At 65.7% G+C, this 17,535-nt stretch carries 15 protein-coding genes; 7 read left to right on the top strand and 8 right to left on the bottom strand.

Going from position 1 to position 17,535, the window contains the following annotated elements; translation table 11 throughout:
* Positions 1–481: 481 nt before the first annotated feature.
* From AB0J29_RS35525 to AB0J29_RS35515, 3 genes are all read right to left on the bottom strand, one after another.
* Positions 482–1,480: a hypothetical protein gene (locus tag AB0J29_RS35525; RefSeq protein ID WP_364795304.1), complete on the bottom strand. Its 999-nt coding sequence runs from the start codon at positions 1,478–1,480 to the stop codon at positions 482–484.
* A 6-nt stretch (positions 1,481–1,486) separates the two neighbouring features.
* The gene (locus AB0J29_RS35520; protein WP_364795301.1) at positions 1,487–2,512 is read right to left on the bottom strand and encodes an NlpC/P60 family protein; all 1,026 of its coding nucleotides are present in this window, start codon (positions 2,510–2,512) and stop codon (positions 1,487–1,489) included.
* A gap of 249 nt (positions 2,513–2,761) precedes the next feature.
* Positions 2,762–3,334: a C40 family peptidase gene (locus AB0J29_RS35515; RefSeq protein ID WP_364795298.1), complete on the bottom strand. Its 573-nt coding sequence runs from the start codon at positions 3,332–3,334 to the stop codon at positions 2,762–2,764.
* Between the two features lie 605 nt (positions 3,335–3,939).
* On the opposite strand from AB0J29_RS35515, the gene AB0J29_RS35510 reads away from it, so the two are divergent.
* Together AB0J29_RS35510 and AB0J29_RS35505 are read left to right on the top strand one after the other, a co-directional pair.
* Complete coding sequence (locus AB0J29_RS35510; protein ID WP_364795295.1) at positions 3,940–5,706, top strand: DEDD exonuclease domain-containing protein; 1,767 nt, start codon at positions 3,940–3,942, stop codon at positions 5,704–5,706.
* A gap of 5 nt (positions 5,707–5,711) precedes the next feature.
* Entirely contained in the window at positions 5,712–5,987 is a 276-nt protein-coding gene (locus tag AB0J29_RS35505; protein WP_364504725.1) for an Lrp/AsnC ligand binding domain-containing protein, read from the top strand.
* Positions 5,988–5,992: 5 nt separating this feature from the next.
* Here the strand turns inward: AB0J29_RS35505 and AB0J29_RS35500 are convergent, their stop codons facing one another.
* The 3 genes from AB0J29_RS35500 to AB0J29_RS35490 form a co-directional block, all read right to left on the bottom strand.
* Positions 5,993–6,283 (bottom strand): hypothetical protein, encoded by a 291-nt coding sequence (locus AB0J29_RS35500; protein WP_364795293.1) that lies wholly within the window; start codon positions 6,281–6,283, stop codon positions 5,993–5,995.
* Between the two features lie 139 nt (positions 6,284–6,422).
* Positions 6,423–7,478: an anthranilate phosphoribosyltransferase gene (gene trpD, locus AB0J29_RS35495; protein ID WP_364795290.1), complete on the bottom strand. Its 1,056-nt coding sequence runs from the start codon at positions 7,476–7,478 to the stop codon at positions 6,423–6,425.
* 70 nt (positions 7,479–7,548) lie between these two features.
* Positions 7,549–7,968, bottom strand: coding sequence for a hypothetical protein (locus tag AB0J29_RS35490; protein WP_364795288.1), 420 nt, complete (start codon positions 7,966–7,968; stop codon positions 7,549–7,551).
* A 219-nt stretch (positions 7,969–8,187) separates the two neighbouring features.
* Between AB0J29_RS35490 and AB0J29_RS35485 the strand changes: the two genes are divergently transcribed.
* From AB0J29_RS35485 to AB0J29_RS35470, 4 genes are all read left to right on the top strand, one after another.
* Entirely contained in the window at positions 8,188–8,799 is a 612-nt protein-coding gene (locus AB0J29_RS35485) for a heme-copper oxidase subunit III (protein WP_364795285.1), read from the top strand.
* A gap of 169 nt (positions 8,800–8,968) precedes the next feature.
* A complete protein-coding gene (locus tag AB0J29_RS35480; RefSeq protein WP_364795308.1) occupies positions 8,969–9,751 on the top strand; it encodes a cytochrome c in 783 nt (260 codons plus the stop codon).
* Positions 9,752–9,774: 23 nt separating this feature from the next.
* A complete protein-coding gene (locus AB0J29_RS35475) occupies positions 9,775–10,950 on the top strand; it encodes a ubiquinol-cytochrome c reductase iron-sulfur subunit (RefSeq protein WP_364795307.1) in 1,176 nt (391 codons plus the stop codon).
* On the top strand, positions 10,947–12,569 hold the full coding sequence (locus tag AB0J29_RS35470; protein WP_364795283.1) for a cytochrome bc complex cytochrome b subunit: 1,623 nt from the start codon (positions 10,947–10,949) through the stop codon (positions 12,567–12,569). Before AB0J29_RS35475 ends, AB0J29_RS35470 begins: the two co-directional genes overlap by 4 nt.
* 60 nt (positions 12,570–12,629) lie before the next feature.
* Here the strand turns inward: AB0J29_RS35470 and AB0J29_RS35465 are convergent, their stop codons facing one another.
* The gene (locus AB0J29_RS35465; protein ID WP_364795281.1) at positions 12,630–13,127 is read right to left on the bottom strand and encodes a polyadenylate-specific 3'-exoribonuclease AS; all 498 of its coding nucleotides are present in this window, start codon (positions 13,125–13,127) and stop codon (positions 12,630–12,632) included.
* Positions 13,128–13,902: 775 nt separating this feature from the next.
* Between AB0J29_RS35465 and AB0J29_RS35460 the strand changes: the two genes are divergently transcribed.
* Positions 13,903–15,288 carry a class II 3-deoxy-7-phosphoheptulonate synthase gene (locus AB0J29_RS35460; RefSeq protein WP_364795279.1) on the top strand — a complete coding sequence of 462 codons (1,386 nt, stop codon included), beginning with the start codon at positions 13,903–13,905 and terminating at the stop codon, positions 15,286–15,288.
* Between the two features lie 48 nt (positions 15,289–15,336).
* Here the strand turns inward: AB0J29_RS35460 and pknB are convergent, their stop codons facing one another.
* Positions 15,337–17,304 carry a Stk1 family PASTA domain-containing Ser/Thr kinase gene (gene pknB, locus AB0J29_RS35455; RefSeq protein ID WP_364795278.1) on the bottom strand — a complete coding sequence of 656 codons (1,968 nt, stop codon included), beginning with the start codon at positions 17,302–17,304 and terminating at the stop codon, positions 15,337–15,339.
* Between the last annotated feature and the right edge of the window lie 231 nt (positions 17,305–17,535).

Below are 17,535 nucleotides of genomic sequence, written 5' to 3'. Positions count from 1 at the left end.
GTCGAGACTCGCGACTTCGTCGCATGCGCTTCGACGACTCGGACGCGAGACGGGCCGCGAACGGGTCGCTCGTAAGACTCGCTCCGTTGTGGTCGCTGAGGGGGTTTGTTCGGCACCTGATGCATGCGTCTCGGCACTCGAGTCTTGTCGCATGCGCTTCGACGGCTCGGACGCGAGACGGGTCGCGAACGGGTCGCTCGTAAACCTGCTCCGTTGTGGTCGGTGATGGTGGATCGTTCGGCACCTGGTGCGCTTGCGGCGCATGCGCTTCGACGACGACTCGGCTGTGTTCGATGGCCGCGCCTTCGACGCGAGACGGGCCGCGAACGTCGCTCGTAGGACTCGCTCCGTGCGGTTGGGTTAGTAGTGGAACTTGGGGCTTCGTGCACTGCGATCGGTCGGCCGCACGATAGATAAGGTCGTGAACTCCTCGCTCCGGTCGGACTCGCTTCGCCAGGGACGGAGGGCATCGACGCTCGGCTCAGATGGCTCGGGCCGACAACCAAGCGCGCCAGTCGGCGACCAGATCGTCGCGGCCGGTGCCGAGGACATCGCGCATGATGCTGTCCTCGCTTGCGGGGTCCCGTTTGCCCGCGGCGATGCTGCGGTAGAGCTCGACCAGTTGCGGCTGGCCGAACTTCTCGGCGACGAACGCGCAGACCGACCAGGCCTGCTCATAGGCGACGACGGCACCGCTGCCGGCGAAATCGGCGGCCGACGGGAGATCACGCGGGACCTCTCCGGCGCGGATACGGGTGGCGACCGTTGGCGCGATATCGGCGAAATGATGTCCGGTGCCGAGGTGTGCCACGAATTCGGCGAAACCCTCGAGCATCCACTGCGGTGCTCCGTCGATGGTCTGAGCTCGGGTGGCGATATGGGTGAGTTCATGGCGCAACAGAGTGCGCAGACCGTCGGCGTCGAGGCGACGTCCGGCATCGGAACTGAAGACGACGCGCTGGCCGGTTGGCTGGGTGCCCGGCACGAACGGATCGGCGACCGAGGCCGCGGCGACATCGGCGGGCATGCTCGCACCCGAGCGCACCAGCGCGGCGAACTCCGACGGATTCGACGCGACGACCACCATCGCGGACTGGGCCCAGCCCGGGCCCCATACTCCGGTGACGGCCGTGATCGCGGTGCCGAGTTCGCCCGCGAGCGTGTCGATTTCGGCCTGCTGGGCCGGATGACCGACGACCAGGGACTCCTGGCCGTTCCCGGTCGGCACCCGCTCTGTGACGAGCTGTCCGAAGGGTTCGAGCGTCCGTCGCACCGCGGCGAGGCGCGGATCGTCCTCGGCGGCGCGCAAGCTGCCGATCGAAGTCGGCTCGGCCGCATGCAGTTTCGGCAGTACCGAATTCGGCACCATCAGCAGTGCACCGCAGGTGCCAGTCAGTACGGTCACCATCGCGACGGTGGCGACGAACTGGAAGCGGCGCCGCACGAACAACCAGGCGCGGGCCCGCCGAATGCTACTCATAGCTGATCAGTATCGTCGTGCTGAGTGATAGGGCGTCGACCCCATCGGCGCAACGGCTACCGGAACCCCGAATGTGGAGGCGTGCACCATCATTCCATTGCCGGCGTAGATACCGACATGGGAGATATCGGAGTAGAAGAACACGACATCGCCGGGTTGCAGATCCTTCTGATCCACCGGCGTGCCGTAGGCGGCCTGCTGCGAACTGGTTCGCGGCACATCCTTGCCGACCTGTTTGAAAGCCCACTGCACCAGGCCCGAGCAGTCGAACTGGTGCGGTCCGGTCGCGCCCCAGACGTAGGGGTCGCCGATGCGGGTGAGTCCGGCGGCCAATGCGCTGGTACCGCTGCCGGGAACCAGTCCGCGCAGCAGGGTGTCGGTATCGAAACCGGGTGGGAAGGGCGATCCGGCCAATGCCGATTTGTCCTTGGTGGACAACTGCCCCCACGCCTCGACCACCCGCGCGATGGACCCCGACAGGGTGGCCCGCTTGCGCTCGAGATCCGCGCGCACCTGGTCGGCCTTATCGGAGGCGGCGCGTGCGGTATCGGCGGCGACGCGTGCGGCCTTTTCCGCCTCGGTCGCGACGGCGGTCGCCTGCTTGTAGAGAGTGAGCTGCTCGGAGTTCTTGGCCGAGATCATGTCGATGGTGGACATCTGGTCGAGCAGACGCTGTGGAGAGTCGCTGAGCAGGACGGCGGAGAGCCGGTTCGTGCGCGCGCCCTGATAGGCGGCGATTACGGTGCGATCGATGATCGGCTGGAACTTGCGGACTTCCTCGCGGGCCGCATCGGCGGTCTGCGTTGCCGCCGCGAGTTTGCCGTCGGCATCGTGCAGGCCGGCGAGCTTGATGTCGAAATCGGCCTGTGCACCGAGTGCCTGCTGATTGAGCTGCTCGGATTCGCGCGACAGGTCGATCATCCGTTGCACGGCTTCGCTGGCCGTGGTCGGCATGGCGGCCGGATCGGCGACGGCCGGACTGCCACTGCAGAGAGCAGCGGCCAGGACTCCGGCGGCTAATGCCCCTCCCACCAGACGTTTCGTGCGATGTCTTTGATGATGTGCTGTCACAGCGCGCCAGGCCCCGTCTCTCTCGTGAAGCGATCGTGTCGCCTCCGTAAGCTTCGGAACTTCTGTGGCGAACTTCGCAACCCCTGGGAAGGTCTCGATTAGGTTACGGAACGGCGTAGGTCTGTGTCCAGTGGGCTACAAAATGATCACTCGGGCCGTCCCGACGCCCGGCCGTTCCGTATGGCCGGGCGGGGTGATCGAAAGAGCTGCTCAGAAGCGGCGAGCGCCGGCGACCGGCATGGAGGAGATCGGCGCGAGCTTCACCGGGGTACCGGAGGTGGAGGCGTGGATGACGTTGCCGTCACCGGCGTACAGGCCGGAGTGGCCGCCGCCGTAGAACGACACCAGATCGCCCGGCTGCAGGTTGTCGAGCGAGACCGGGGTGCCCGCGTTCAGCTGCTCACCGCTGGTGCGCGGCAGCTCCATGCCGGCCTGTTGGTAGGACCACTTGACCAGGCCCGAGCAGTCGAAGGCGTTCGGGCCGGCGGCGCCGTAGACGTACGGTGCGCCGACCTTGCTCATCGCGGCGTCGAGCGCGATATCGCCGACGGTCTTCTTGGGGGCCAGGAACGGACGCTGCGCCGGGCCGGGCACCTCGACGCCCGGGATACCCTGCGGGATCGGGATCTCGTTCGGCATGTCGAAGGTGCCGACGCCGGGGATGGTGACCGGCTGGGCCGAGGCGGGCGCAGCGGGTAGGAGGAAGACGCCGAGCGTGGCGGCTCCGACGGCTCCAGCCGTGATGGCACGCTTGGCATGTCGCTTGACGGTGTTGGTCGCCATGATGCGGTACTTCCAATCTGCCCCACGACGCCGCACCCGGTGGTGCGGCGGACTTCGTGTCGAAGCACCGTCGGGTGGTGCGTAGGACTCCGTGAGGTCTCGAAAAGATTACGAATACATCACGGTGATTTGTAAAGCCCGAGACATCCGAAATGGCGACGCTCAACACATTCTCCGCCGGACATATGCGATTTACGTCACATCAATCACGAAACAATAACGGAGTGTATTTATCCGCGAATGTCGACGCTGTTGCCGAGTCGGACGACCCTCGGCCTCGATGTGTCTCGGGCGTTGAGTCTTGTGGCATTTGCCCAGGTCGTAACGGTGTATTGGCTCTTGGTTGCCGGGTGAGTCGAACCGACCGGTCCGCTTCCTCGGGTTGCGGGCGGTGTGCTGGCGACCTCGACTCCGGGCGCTCGGGCATGTCCGTCCGATTGATGCAATTTGGTAAATAGTGTGACGCGCATCACTGTTTGACGTTCTAGATCATTTTGTAGGAATGGGAGCGAAATCCTCACGGTGTAATTCGGACATTTGTCCGATGGAATCTCGAGTGGGGTTTCCGGCGGTTCCTGTCGGACCCAGGCCCTACGCTGCACGCCGTGCCCGATCCGACGCCGCGCCAGGCCACAGTGCAGTTGGCCTTCGACGAGCTCGAGACGCCGCTCTACGACACCACCTTCGTGGTCGTCGACCTGGAGACCACGGGCACCAGCCCCGAAGGCGATGCGATCACCGAGATCGGCGCGGTGAAGGTGCGCGGCGGTGAGGTGCTGGGGGAATTCGCGACCCTGGTGAATCCGGGACGGGCCATCCCGCCCGCGATCGTCCAGATCACCGGCATTACCACCGCGATGGTCTATGAGGCACCCCGGATCGAGGCGGTGCTGCCGGGTTTTCTCGAGTTCGCCAAGGGCGCTGTGCTGGTCGCGCACAATGCCCGGTTCGATATGGCCTTCCTCCGCGCCGCGGCGGCTCGCCTGGATACGCCGTGGCCGAGCGGGCCGGTGGTGTGCACGGTGAAGCTGGCGCGGCGCGTACTTGCCCGCGACGAAGCTCCCTCGGTCCGGCTCGGTGTGCTCGCGCCGCTGCTCGGTGCGACCACCCAGCCGAACCACCGCGCCCTCGACGATGCCAGGGCCACCGTGGACGTGCTGCACGCCCTCATCGGACGGGTCGGCAATCTGGGCGTGCACAGCCTCACCGAACTACTCGACTATCTGCCGAATGTCACACCGCGCCAACGCGCCAAACGGGTTCTCGCCAACGATCTGCCGGCGAGTCCCGGCGTCTATCTTTTCCGCGGTCCCTCCGACGAAGTCCTCTATATAGGGACGGCCGTGAATCTGCGCCGCCGCGTGCGCAATTACTTCACCGGATCCGAGACCCGCGGCCGGATGAAAGAGATGGTCTCCCTTGCCGTTCGGGTCGACCATGTGGTGTGCGCGCACGGTCTGGAGGCCGGGGTGCGCGAGTTGCGACTGATCGTCGCACATACCCCGCCCTATAACCGGCGCTCGAAATTCCCGAAGCGCGGTTGGTGGATAACGCTGACCGACGAACCGTTTCCCCGATTCGCGATCGCGCGCACACCGACCGCGGATGCGTTGGGGCCCTTTCCTTCTCGGATCGACGCGAACGATATCGCGCTGACCATCGCGGAGCACAGCGGTCTGCGCACCTGCACCACGCGCCTGCCGCGCGACGGTCGCCACGACTGCCTGCCCGCGGTGGTCGGCGGATGCCCGGCGGCCGTCGGTGACACTCCTATATATAGAGAGGAATACGAACCCGCCGCGGCGGCCGTTCGGGCGCTGTTCGCGGGACACTCCGACGCGCCGCTGCGGGCGATGCTCGATGCCATCGAAACTCATTCGCACGCAGAACATTTCGAAGCCGCCGCCCGATTGCGCGACCGGACCGTCGCGGTGTTGCGGGCACTGCACCGCACCCAACGATTGGCCGCGGTGGCGCGGATCGCCGAACTGATCGCGGCGCATCCGGATGGCGCGGGCGGCTGGGAGTACGCGGTGATCCGCTACGGGCGGTTGGCGGGGGCGGGTACGTCGGCGCGCAGTGTGCCGCCCATGCCGGTGATCGAACGTATCGTCGCGACATCGGAGACGGTACTGCCGGATCCGATGCCGCCGTTGCGCGGTGCATCGCCGGAAGAGGTCGGTCTGGTGACGCGATGGCTGGGGCGGTCGGGGGTGCGGATTGTGCGCACGAGTGCGGGATACGGCGAACCGATCCGTGGTGCCGGACGCTGGGCCGGGTGGGCCGATCTCGCCGATGCGGCCGCACGGGCCCGACTCCACCCGGAGGACGCCGAACTCTCGGGGTACGCCCGCAGTGACCGCCTAGGCTGACAGCCATGATTACCGCGATCGTGATGATCCAGGCCGAGAACGCCCGCATTCCCGAGACCGCACAGGCGGTCGCCGACACCGAGGGCGTCACCGAGGTCTACTCCTGTGCGGGCGATGTCGACCTGATCGCGGTCGTGCGGGTGCGCGACCATGAGCAGATTGCCGAGGTGGTGACCGGCCGGATCGACAAGACCCCCGGCGTCGCCCGCACCACCACCCATATCGCCTTCAAGTCCTACTCTCGCGCCGACGTCGAAGCGGGGTTCTCCCTCGGCGAGTGAGCCGCTCAGGAAACGAGGATGGAGGAGCCGGAGAAGGTGCGGGAGGCGCCGGAGGGGAGTGCGGCGCCGGCTTCGCCCTTGCAGCCGGCCATAGCGAAGACGGTGACGGTGGCGTCGGTGTGGTTCTCGATGGCCAAGGGGGCGGCGCTGCCGCCGATTCGTAGGCAGCCGGACGGTCCGCGGTAGACAGTGCCGTTGACGACCAGGGTGCCCTGCGCCGCGTGTGCGGCGGGTCCGCCGACGACCGCCGCCGCGATCGCCAGTGCGCCTAGTGCCGCGTAAACGCCCCGCTTCATCAATGTGCTCCTCCGCAGTCGAGCCGGGCAGCGTATGCCCGACGCGAAAACGGGGCAACGCCGGATGGCCGCCGCCACTGTAACCTGTACCACCACAAGAGGTTTGCCGACGTGCGGCGCACGAATCGCGCCGCGGGAGTCAGTTGCCGCCGAGGGTGTTGGTGAGTTTGGTCCAGCGCTCGAGCAGGGCGGCGGATTTGCCGGTGTCGATGGCTTCGACGGCGCGATCGATACCCGCGGCGATGGCCTCGTGGATATCGGCATTCGGATCGCCGACACCTTGGGACAGGTCGTAGGCGACGATGGCGGCGGCGGAGTTGAGCAGCACCGCATCGCGCACCGGGCCCGCGGTACCCGCGAGTACGCTGCGCGCGACACCTGCGTTGACTTCGGCGTCCCCGCCGCGCAATGCGTCCAGGTCGACGCGCGCGATGCCGATGCGGGTCGGATCGATGGTGGTTTGCCGCAGTTGTCCGTCCGATACCACCCATGCGTCGGTGGTATCGGAGGTGGTGATCTCGTCCAGGCCGTCATTGCCGCGCACCACGAGCGCGCTCGCGCCACGGGCAGCGAACACCCCGGCGATGACCGGCAGCAGTTCGGGGAACGCGCAGCCGACCAGCCCGGCTCGCGGTTGCGCGGGGTTGGTGAGCGGGCCGAGGACATTGAAAACGGTGGGGATGCCGATCTCCTTGCGGGCCGGACCGGCGAAGCGCAGCGCAGGATGGAACAGCGGCGCGAAGCAGAAGCCGATGCCGACCTCGCGCACGCAGCGAGCGACGGCGTCGGGACCGAGGGCCAGCTTTACACCCAATGCCTCCAGCACATCGGCGCCACCGCTCCTCGAGGAGGCCGCGCGATTGCCGTGCTTGACCACGGGCACACCGGCTGAGGCCACCACGATCGAGGACATCGTCGAGATATTCACCGAACCGGACCGGTCACCGCCGGTCCCGACAATGTCCACCGCATCGCCGTCGATGTGGACCAGGCGGGCGTGGCCGAGCATGCCGGCGGCCATGCCGGACAGTTCCGAAGGAGTCGGGCCCTTGATCTTCATTGCGACACCGAAGGCGGCGATCTGTGCCTGCGTCGCATTGTCGGTGAAGATCTCGTTGATCACCCAGGTCGTGTCCTCCGCTGCCAGATCGCCACCATCGGCAAGGGTCCCGAGTACTTGGGGCCAGCTGCGCATGTCCACTTCTCCTGTCACCACTGGTTCGCGCACCAGTCTGTCGCGATAGAGCGTAGTGGTCGAGACGTTATTACCGCGGCGCGGTCGGGGAACCGGGTTGCAGGGCATCCCAGCCGTCCGCGACGCCATCGTGGCGTTGGGCGAGACCGACCATCCTGGACCGTTCCTGCGAACAGTGCAGCGCGTCGAGCAATTGAACCCGTTGCAGGATCAGTGATTCCAGTTCGTGTGGCCCCGCGGTACGCGGGGCCGCGGCGTAGCCGTCCTGGGCTGCTATCGCACACACCTCATCGATCCGATCGGGCGGAATACGCAAGTGATGGCGTAGCAGTGCGGGCTCGTCGACCTCGAGAGCCGAGGCGCGCGCGAGTGTTGTCGAACACGCTTCGGAGTCATCGAAGCACTCCGCTACGACTGCTAGATCGGAACGGGTCGGATCGAGTGGTTCGGGTTCGTGCCCGCCGAACAGCCGTCGCCACCACCGCGTCACATCCGCCTCCTGATCTCAGCTCTTCCTTACCTACACCTGACATGCTCGGAAGGGAGTCACACCGATCGTCGCATCTGCCGCGTCACAGCCGCGCGCGCTCGTGATCAACCTGTCGACACCGTGGTTCAGAGACTGTCTGTCCGTGCGTTTTCCGACACGGGAGGACAAGTTTCGCACCCGGGTACTTGTGTCGTACTACGACGAGTCATACTTACCCCCGTGACGACCGCAGTAGGGACCCCAGGATCGGCCATTACTCAGCGTGTGCATTCGCTGAACCGGCCCAACATGGTGAGCGTCGGTACCATCATCTGGCTGTCCAGCGAGCTGATGTTCTTTGCCGGGCTCTTCGCGATGTACTTCGTCGCGCGCGCCCAGGCCCACGGCAACTGGCCGCCGGAACCGACCGAGCTGAACCTGAAGCTTGCCGTGCCGGTCACCACCGTGCTGGTCGCCTCGTCCTTCACCTGCCAGATGGGTGTGTTCGCGGCGGAGAAGGGCGATGTATTCGGCCTGCGCCGCTGGTACGTCATCACTCTGATCATGGGTGCGATGTTCGTGGCCGGTCAGGGCTACGAATACACCACCCTGGTCAAGGAAGGCACCTCGATCTCGAGCAGCGCCTACGGCTCGGTGTTCTACATCACCACCGGCTTCCATGGTCTGCACGTCATCGCCGGTCTGATCGCCTTCGTATTCCTGCTGGTCCGCACCAAGGTCAGTAAGTTCACCCCGGCACAGGCCACCGCCGCGATCGTCGTCTCGTACTACTGGCACTTCGTCGACATCGTCTGGATCGGGCTGTTCGCCACGATCTACTTCGTCCGCTGAGCCGGGCCAGTACCCCAAATCTTTTGCACAAGTCGGTTCCGTCTACTCCAAAGGGACACAGATGAGTTCATCTCCCCCGTCAGCGCCAGAGCCCGCGAGCCCCAGCGCGGCGATCAGCCGCCACGACGTCGCGGCCGGCCAGGCCAGCAAGACGCGCAGGCAGCGCCGCATGCGGCGTCGCATCGCGGGTGGGCTCGCGCTGCTGGTGGGCCTCGTCGGAGCCGGATTCCTCGCCACCGCGATCACGCCGAACCCGCAGGTCGCGACCGCGAACGAGGACCAGTCCGCGCTGATCCGCGACGGCAAGCAGCTCTACGAGACCTCCTGTATCACCTGCCACGGCGCCAACCTGCAGGGCGTGCCCGACCGCGGTCCGAGCCTGATCGGCGTCGGCGAGGCGGCCGTCTACTTCCAGGTCTCCTCCGGTCGTATGCCGATGGCGCGCAATGAGGCCCAGGCCCAGCGCAAGCCACCGAAGTTCGACGCGCACCAGATCGACGCGCTCGGCGCGTACGTCGCGGCCAATGGTGGCGGCCCGAGCGTGGTCCGCGATGCAAATGGCGAGGTCGCTCAGGAATCGCTGCGCGGTCCGGATGTCGCCCGCGGTTCGGAGCTGTTCCGGATGAACTGCGCGTCGTGCCACAACTTCACCGGACGCGGCGGCGCGCTGTCCTCCGGTAAGTTCGCACCGCCGCTGGAGCCCGCGAGCGAGCAGCAGATCTACGATGCGATGCTCACCGGCCCGCAGAACATGCCGAAGTTCTCCGATCGGCAGCTGAGCCCGGAAGAGAAGCGCGACATTGTCGCCTACGTCAAGAACGCCACCGAGGAGAAGAGTCCCGGCGGCTGGGATCTCGGTGGGTTCGGTCCCGCGACCGAGGGTCTGGCCATGTGGGTGGTCGGCATCACGCTCGTCGTCGGCGCCGCCATGTGGATCGGATCACGTTCATGAGCGAAAGCAAGGAGCCAACTGACATGGGTCGGCCGGACGAGGGCCACGACGGTGCGGAACCGTCGAACGCGCAGGTGAACGTCACGCCCGCGGAGCCCACCGAGGAAGAACTCGACGCGATGTCGCGGGACGAGCTGGTCAAGCTCGGTACCGAGCGCGACGACGTCGACGTCGCCTACCGGCGCGAGCGATTCCCGGTACCGGGCACCCGCGCCGAGAAGCGCGCCGAGCGGCAGGTCACGTTCTGGTTCGCGGTCTCCGGTATCGCGGCCGCGGTCCTGGTCGGGGTCTTCCTGTTCTGGCCCTGGGAGTTCAAGGGCAAGAACGAGGACGGCCACGCCGCCTACTCGCTGTTCACCCCGCTGGTCGGCCTCAGCTTCGGTATCTCGGTGCTGGTCATCGGTGTCGCAGTGGTGCTGATCCGCAAGAAGTTCATCCCGGCCGAGCTGTCCATTCAGCAGCGCCACGACGGGCCCTCGCCCGAGGTCGAGCGCCGCACCCTGGTCGCCGAACTGCAGGATGCGCTGGATACCTCCACGCTGGGTCGCCGCAAGATGATCACCCGGACCGCGGGCGCCGGTGTCGGCGTACTCGGTATCGGCACGCTGCTTGTCTTCGTCGGCGGCATGATCAAGAACCCGTGGGCCAAGGGCGACAAGTCGCCGCTGTGGGTTTCGGGTTGGACCCCAGACTTCCCCGGCGAGACGATCTACATCCGTCGCGATACCGGTCGCCCCGAGGACATCGTGCTGGTGCGTCCGGAGGATCTGGACGCGGGTGCCATGGAGACGGTGTTCCCGTGGAAGGAGAAGTGGCGCGGTGACGAGCACGCGACGCTGCAGTCCCTGCGCGGTATCCGCAACTCCGTCATGCTGATCCGGCTGCGCACCGAAGACGCGCAGAAGGCCATCAAGCGCAAGGGGCAGGAGAGCTTCAACTACGGCGACTACTTCGCCTACTCGAAGATCTGCACCCACCTCGGTTGCCCGACATCGCTGTTCGAGCAGCAGACCAATAGGATCCTGTGCCCCTGCCACCAGTCGCAGTTCCTGGCGACCGAATGGGGTAAGCCGGTCTTCGGTCCCGCCGCTCGCGCACTGCCGCAGCTGCCGATCACCGTCAACTCCGAGGGCTACCTGGTCGCAGCCGGCGACTTCATCGAGCCGCTCGGACCGGCCTACTGGGAGCGTCGTTCATGAGTCGGGTTGCAGCCCAAGCCAATGAGGCGGACGAGCGGTACCGTGCCGCGGCGTTCGTGAAGCGGTCGATCAACAAGGTCTTCCCGACCCACTGGTCGTTCCTCCTCGGCGAGATCGCGCTCTACAGCTTCATCATCCTGCTGCTGTCGGGTGTGTATCTGACCCTGTTCTTCGATCCGTCGATGAGCGAGGTCGTCTACAACGGCGCCTACCAGCCGCTGCGTGGTGTGACCATGTCGCGGGCCTACGAGACGGCGCTGACCATCTCCTTCGAGGTGCGCGGCGGTCTGTTCGTGCGCCAGGTGCATCACTGGGCCGCACTGCTTTTCGCGGCCTCGATCATCGTGCACCTGTTCCGTATCTTCTTCACCGGCGCGTTCCGCAAGCCGCGCGAAGCGAACTGGGTCATCGGCTGCCTGCTGCTGATCCTGGCCATGTTCGAGGGCTTCTTCGGTTACTCGCTGCCCGACGACCTGCTCTCCGGTACCGGTCTGCGGGCCGCGTTCGGTGGTATCACGATGAGCATCCCGATCGTCGGCACCTGGATGCACTGGATGATCTTCGGCGGTGACTTCCCCGGCGACATCATCATTCCGCGCCTGTACATCGCCCACGTGCTGCTGTTCCCCGGCATCATCCTGGCGCTGATCGCCGCGCATGTCGCACTGGTCTGGTACCAGAAGCACACGCAGTTCCCCGGTCCGGGCCGCACCGAGAACAATGTCGTCGGCGCCCGCATCGTGCCGGTGTTCGCCTCGGATCAGGGTGCGTTCTTCGCCTTCACCCTCGGCATCGTGGCGATCCTGGCCGGTGTGCTGCAGATCAACCCGATCTGGAACATCGGGCCGTACAACCCATCGCAGGTGTCGGCCGGTTCGCAGCCCGACTTCTACATGATGTGGACCGACGGTCTCGCACGTCTGATGCCGCCGTGGGAGCTCTACCTGGGTCGCTACACGGTTCCCGCCGTGTTCTGGGTGGCACTGATCATGGGTCTGGTGTTCATGGTGCTGATGCTGTATCCGTGGATCGAGAAGCGCATGACCGGCGACGATGTGCACCACAACCTGCTGCAGCGGCCGCGCGACGTGCCCGTGCGCACTGCGATCGGTGCGATGTCGATCGGTTTCTATGTGGTGCTGACGCTCTCGTGCGTCAACGACATCCTGGCGCTGAAGTTCGACATCTCGTTGAACGCCACCACCTGGATGGGCCGCATCGGCCTGCTGGTCGTGCCGCCGGTGGCGTACTTCCTCACCTACCGGTTCTGCATCGGTCTGCAACGCAGCGACCGCGCGGTGCTCGAGCACGGCATCGAGACCGGTGTGATCAAGCGCCTGCCGCACGGTGAATACATCGAGGTGCACCAGCCGCTCGGCCCGGTCGACGATCACGGCCACCCGATCCCGCTGGAGTACCAGGGCGCGCCTGTGCCCAAGAAGATGAACAAGCTGGGTTCGGCCGGTAAGCCGGGCACCGGTAGCTTCCTGCGCCCCGACCCGGCACACGAGATTGAACAGGCCTTCGAGGCCGAGCATGCGGAAGAGCACAAGCAGCTCGCCGTACTGCAGAAGGTCCAGGAGAAGGCGAACGGTCACAACGGTAATCACTCGCACTGACCGATAGTCGATAAGCACAGGGCCTCGAGTCGAATTCCTTCGACTCGGGGCCCTGTGCCGTCAAAGGGAAACGCGGCGGCGAGCAGCCTCGATGGCCTCGAATTTGGCCAGGTTGTGGCGGGCGTCGGCGAGGGCGTCGTGGGCGTCCGGGGGGACCGGGGGCAGTTCGGGACGGCCGTGCGCCTCCCAATGCTGACGCAGCTCATTGGTGTAGCGGGGGAGGGCGTTGGGCAGGTCGATCATGGAGCCCCAGAGCTGACACAGCGCGACGTGGTCGTAGGCGGCCACCCAGGCCCACAGTTCGGGCTGCACCGACGGCCGGGGTACCAGGAATTTATAGAGGTCGTCGCGGATCTGTTCGCGACTGCGCCACAACGGCGATGCGGGCGGGGGAAGCTGCGGTAACACGTATTTGCGTACCCAGGGGCCTGCGCGATCGGGGTCGAATTCTGTGGAGACCGCGTAATATTCGCGCCCATCCTCGCAGGCAACGCCGATTGAAACCAAGTCTATTATTTTGCCATCTTCAATGAATTCTGTGTCATAAAAATACCTCAATCACTTCCCGCCTTCCTGATACCATGAACCCACGCATTCCGGGGACGTTGGGTTTTATGAAAAATTCTGCCGCGTTGTAGTGTGTCCGATTGTTCTCGACCTGTGCGGCTTCGGGGATTGTGTAATAAGCATGACAATGCTGATCTCGGTCGGAGATATCCGCGATGCTCGGTCGAAAGTTGTTCTCGCCCAGCCATTCTCGAACATGGTATCTGTAACGCGTGCATGCGTGAGTTGCGGCGCCGGGGTGCGATCGAAGCGGCTCCGGGATGTGGTGTACCGGGGCGGCGGCGGAAGAGTTCGCACGATGGCCGCCGTATTTCGTCGTGTGGATACCGGATACCGCGTCCCGCGGAGGGCGGCTGAAAATTACGGCATCGATTGATAACGAAAGCCCGACTCGACCGGAAGCTGCGGCCGGGTGAACTCATCACAGCAATGGGGATGAATTCGATAATCGGCCGGAGAATTCGGGGCTCTGGCTCACTTGGCAGCCGCCCGATGCCCGTGCGGAAGATCTGGTGAAGTGGAATCGGGAGACTATCGAACAATATGGCGACGACTACTGATTTTCCGATGGTAGTGGGCGGAAGTCGGGACGCCATTGCGATCATTCGGTCGCCTTCGAGGTACCCACAGCTGTCAACCATATGTGGCGTGCTGCGTCGGCTGTGCAACGGGCTCTACCGAGGGTATGGATTTGTAACACCTTGGTGTGCGTGATTCACCCCTCCCTCCGGGTGCCCACGCGCCGAGGAATCCGTATTCTGAACAAGTGAACTGGACCGTCGATGTACCTATCGATCGCCTGCCGGAGCTGCCGCCGCTGCCCGTAGAGCTGCGCAGGCGGCTGGACGACGCGTTGGCGCGTCCGGCGCTACAGCAGCCGGCGTGGGATCCGGAGCAGGCGGCGATGATGCGCACCGTGCTGGAGAGCGTGCCGCCGATCTGCGTGCCGGCCGAGGTGGAGGAGCTGCGCGGGCAGCTCGCCGAGGTCGCGCGCGGCGAGGCCTTCCTGATGCAGGGCGGTGATTGCGCGGAGACCTTCGCCGATAACACCGAACCGCATATCCGGGGCAATATCCGCACCCTGCTGCAGATGGCCGTCGTGCTGACCTACGGCGCCAGTCTGCCGGTGGTCAAGGTCGCGCGCATCGCGGGCCAATACGCCAAGCCGCGTTCCTCGGATACCGACGCGCGCGGCCTCAAGTCCTACCGCGGTGACATGGTGAACTCACTCGTCGCCGATGCGAAGCTGCGTGAGCACGACCCCTCGCGTCTGGTGCGCGCCTACGCGAACGCCAGCGCGGCCATGAACCTGGTACGCGCCCTGACCAGCGCGGGGATGGCGGATCTGCACCGCGTCCACGATTGGAACCGCGACTTCGTCGCCCAGTCGCCCGCCGGTGCGCGCTACGAGGCACTGGCCGAGGAGATCGACCGCGGTTTGGCCTTCATGACCGCCTGCCGGGTGAACGATCCGAGCCTGCAGTCGGCCCGCATCTACGCCAGCCATGAGGCGCTGGTGCTGGACTACGAGCGCGCCATGCTGCGCCTCGGCGAGCGCCCGGCGGGCGAGCCGGTGCTCTACGACCTATCCGCGCACTTCCTGTGGATCGGCGAGCGCACCCGTCAGCTCGAGGGCGCGCATATCGCCTTCGCGGAACTGCTGGCCAACCCGATCGGCCTGAAGATCGGCCCGAAAACCACGCCGGATCAGGCCGTGGAGTACGTCGAGCGGCTCGATCCCAATAACGAGCCGGGCCGGTTGACCATCGTATCGCGCATGGGCAATAACAAGGTTCGCGATGTGCTGCCGCCCATTATCGAGAAGGTACAGGCGACCGGACACCAGGTCATCTGGCAGTGCGACCCCATGCACGGCAACACCCATGAGGCCTCCACCGGCTACAAGACGCGGCACTTCGACCGGATCATCGACGAGGTGCAGGGCTTCTTCGAGGTGCACCATGCGCTCGGCACGCATCCCGGTGGTCTGCACATCGAACTCACCGGTGAGGATGTCACCGAATGCCTCGGCGGTGCCCAGGACATTTCCGATCTGGATCTGTCCGGTCGCTACGAGACCGCATGTGACCCTCGATTGAACACCCAGCAATCGCTGGAACTCGCCTTCCTGGTCGCCGAAATGCTGCGCTGACCAAGGCTTTCCGACAGGAGCGCCGCGATATGCGGCGCTCCTTTGGCGTCAGGGCAGTGCCGTCAGCGAGACGATACTGCCCGCCTCGACATTGGAACCCACGCCCGGAACTTGGCCGATCACCAGGGAACTGTCGGACGGCGTGAGCTGACGCACCGCCACCACCAGGCCGAGTGCCTGTAGCTTGGAGCGGGCGTCGGCGACGCTCGAGCCGACCAACAGCGGAACCTTCACGGCATTCGAGACGATCAAGGTGATGCCGTCGCCGGACTCGATCGTTGCGCCCGCAGCCGGTTCGGTGGCGATGACCTTATCCGCCTCGATCGTGCGGTCGTACTGAGTTCGGGTCTCGCGCACCGTGATTCCGGCCGCGGCGAGCACCTTATTCGCTTCCTCGGTGGTCTTGCCGCGCAGATCGGGCATCTTCACCGGCTGCGATCCCTTGCTGCGGTACACCTTTACCTGCGCGGCCAGCGGAAGGACGGTGCCGGGCGCCGGATCCACCTTCGCGAAGGTGCCTTTGGGTGCGGTGCTGCCGGTTTCGCCCGCGTCCACCGGTTGCAGTCCGGCATCACGGATGAGCTGGTTGACCTTCGAAATGTCGTCGCCCGCTTTGATATCCGGTACCCGGGGTTTGCCGCTGGAGATCAGCACGGCCACCGTCGAGCCCTTGGTGACCTTGGAGCCGGCCGAGGGATCGGTGCCGACCACCCCGCCGACCGGGATAGTGTCGGAGGTCTTCTGTCTGGTCTCGGTGTCGAAACCGGCATCCGCCAGCGCCGAAATCGCGCTGGCCTGATCTTTTCCGGCAACCGATGGGACGGCCGAATAGCGCCCGATGCCCAACCACCAGCCACCGATCCCGACGAGCAGGGTCAGGATCGCGACGATGGCGACCCAGATCAGTACCGTGCGACGCGACTTGGCCCGGTCGTCATCGAAGGGTGACGGCTGCGGCGAATGTGATGACGCGTAGTGATCGTGTGGGCCGTAAGTGTCCGGCGGTCCGTAGTTGTCGGGCGGACCGTAGTCGGGCACGCGCGGCCGCGCCGCGGTGACGACCTTGGTGTGCTGTGCGGACGGCGGTGGCGGTGCCGCGGCCCTGGCTTGCTGCGGGGTCGGCGCGGCGGCCTGGTAGCTGGCGCTGAGATGTTCGGCCGATTCCCGTGGTGCGGGCACCCGATATGGCGGCAGATTCAGCGCGACCCCGATCGAATGCAGTTCGGCCGCCATCTCGTTGGCATCGGCGAAGCGATGCGCGGGTTCGCGATTGGTGGCCCGCGCGATCAGCTCGTCGAACTCCGGCGGGATTCCGGCGATGAATTCACTCGGGCTGGGCACATCGTTCTCTATGCGCTGATATGCCACCGATAGCGACGTGTCGCCGGTGAACGGGACCTGGCCGGTGAGCAGTTCGAAGATCAGGATGCCGAAGGAGTAGACGTCGCTGCGGGAATCGGCGGTGCCCGCGGTCACCTGTTCGGGTGACAGGTAGGCGGCGGTGCCGAGGATCACGCTCGCCGAGGTGGTGTTCGCGGCCGCGACGGCTCGAACCAGACCGAAATCAGCGATCTTGACATCGCCGGAATCGGAGATCAGCACATTCTCCGGTTTGATATCGCGATGGATCAGGCCCGCCGAATGCGCGACGCCGATCGCGGCCAGTAACGGCTCGGCGACCGCGCGCACCGCGTGCGGCGGCATCGGACCGCGTTCGCGCAGAAGCTCGCGCAGCGTGCCGCCCTCGACCAACTCCATGATCAGGAACGGATATTCGCCGTCCACGCCCTGGTCGTATACCGCGACCAGGGAGGGATGCTTGAGCTTGGCGACCGAGCGCGCCTCGAATTCGAACCGGGACAGGAACTGGGGATCGGCGGCGAACTTGGGGTCCATCACCTTGATGGCGACCGGACGGTCCAGACGGGTATCCACGCCTCGGAAGACCATCGACATCCCGCCCCGCGCGATCGGTGCGTCGATGCGGTAGCGCCCCTCGAGGATTTGCCCGATCAAGTGATGTCCTCCGGCTTTCACAAAGTTCTCACCCCTCGCTCCGATGCGACAAGCGAACGACCGCCCCATGCGGCCCGCCCACGATCGTAGCCGTGTCGAATGGGTGTGTTTTTGGCCGCGCGGGCGCGGCGTGTTCGCGGCCCCCTTCAGTCTCGCGTCCGAGTCGTCGAGACTCGCGCCTGCGGCGCCGCGCCCGCCGATGCAGGTCACGTTCAACCTCGCCGATATCGG

Source organism: Nocardia sp. NPDC049707, from assembly GCF_040674855.1.
Lineage (GTDB): Bacteria > Actinomycetota > Actinomycetes > Mycobacteriales > Mycobacteriaceae > Nocardia.
Note: the sequence above shows the minus strand (reverse complement) of the source record. Positions and strands in the feature narration are given on the sequence as shown.

Coding starts and splice junctions, on each gene's coding strand:
- AB0J29_RS35525 (WP_364795304.1), bottom strand. CDS start 1,480: ATGAGTAGCATTCGGCGGGCCCGCGCCTGGTTGTTCGTGCGGCGCCGC.
- AB0J29_RS35515 (WP_364795298.1), bottom strand. CDS start 3,334: ATGGCGACCAACACCGTCAAGCGACATGCCAAGCGTGCCATCACGGCT.
- AB0J29_RS35505 (WP_364504725.1), top strand. CDS start 5,712: ATGATTACCGCGATCGTGATGATCCAGGCCGAGAACGCCCGCATTCCC.
- AB0J29_RS35500 (WP_364795293.1), bottom strand. CDS start 6,283: ATGAAGCGGGGCGTTTACGCGGCACTAGGCGCACTGGCGATCGCGGCG.
- trpD (WP_364795290.1), bottom strand. CDS start 7,478: ATGCGCAGCTGGCCCCAAGTACTCGGGACCCTTGCCGATGGTGGCGAT.
- AB0J29_RS35480 (WP_364795308.1), top strand. CDS start 8,969: ATGCGGCGTCGCATCGCGGGTGGGCTCGCGCTGCTGGTGGGCCTCGTC.
- AB0J29_RS35475 (WP_364795307.1), top strand. CDS start 9,775: ATGGGTCGGCCGGACGAGGGCCACGACGGTGCGGAACCGTCGAACGCG.
- AB0J29_RS35470 (WP_364795283.1), top strand. CDS start 10,947: ATGAGTCGGGTTGCAGCCCAAGCCAATGAGGCGGACGAGCGGTACCGT.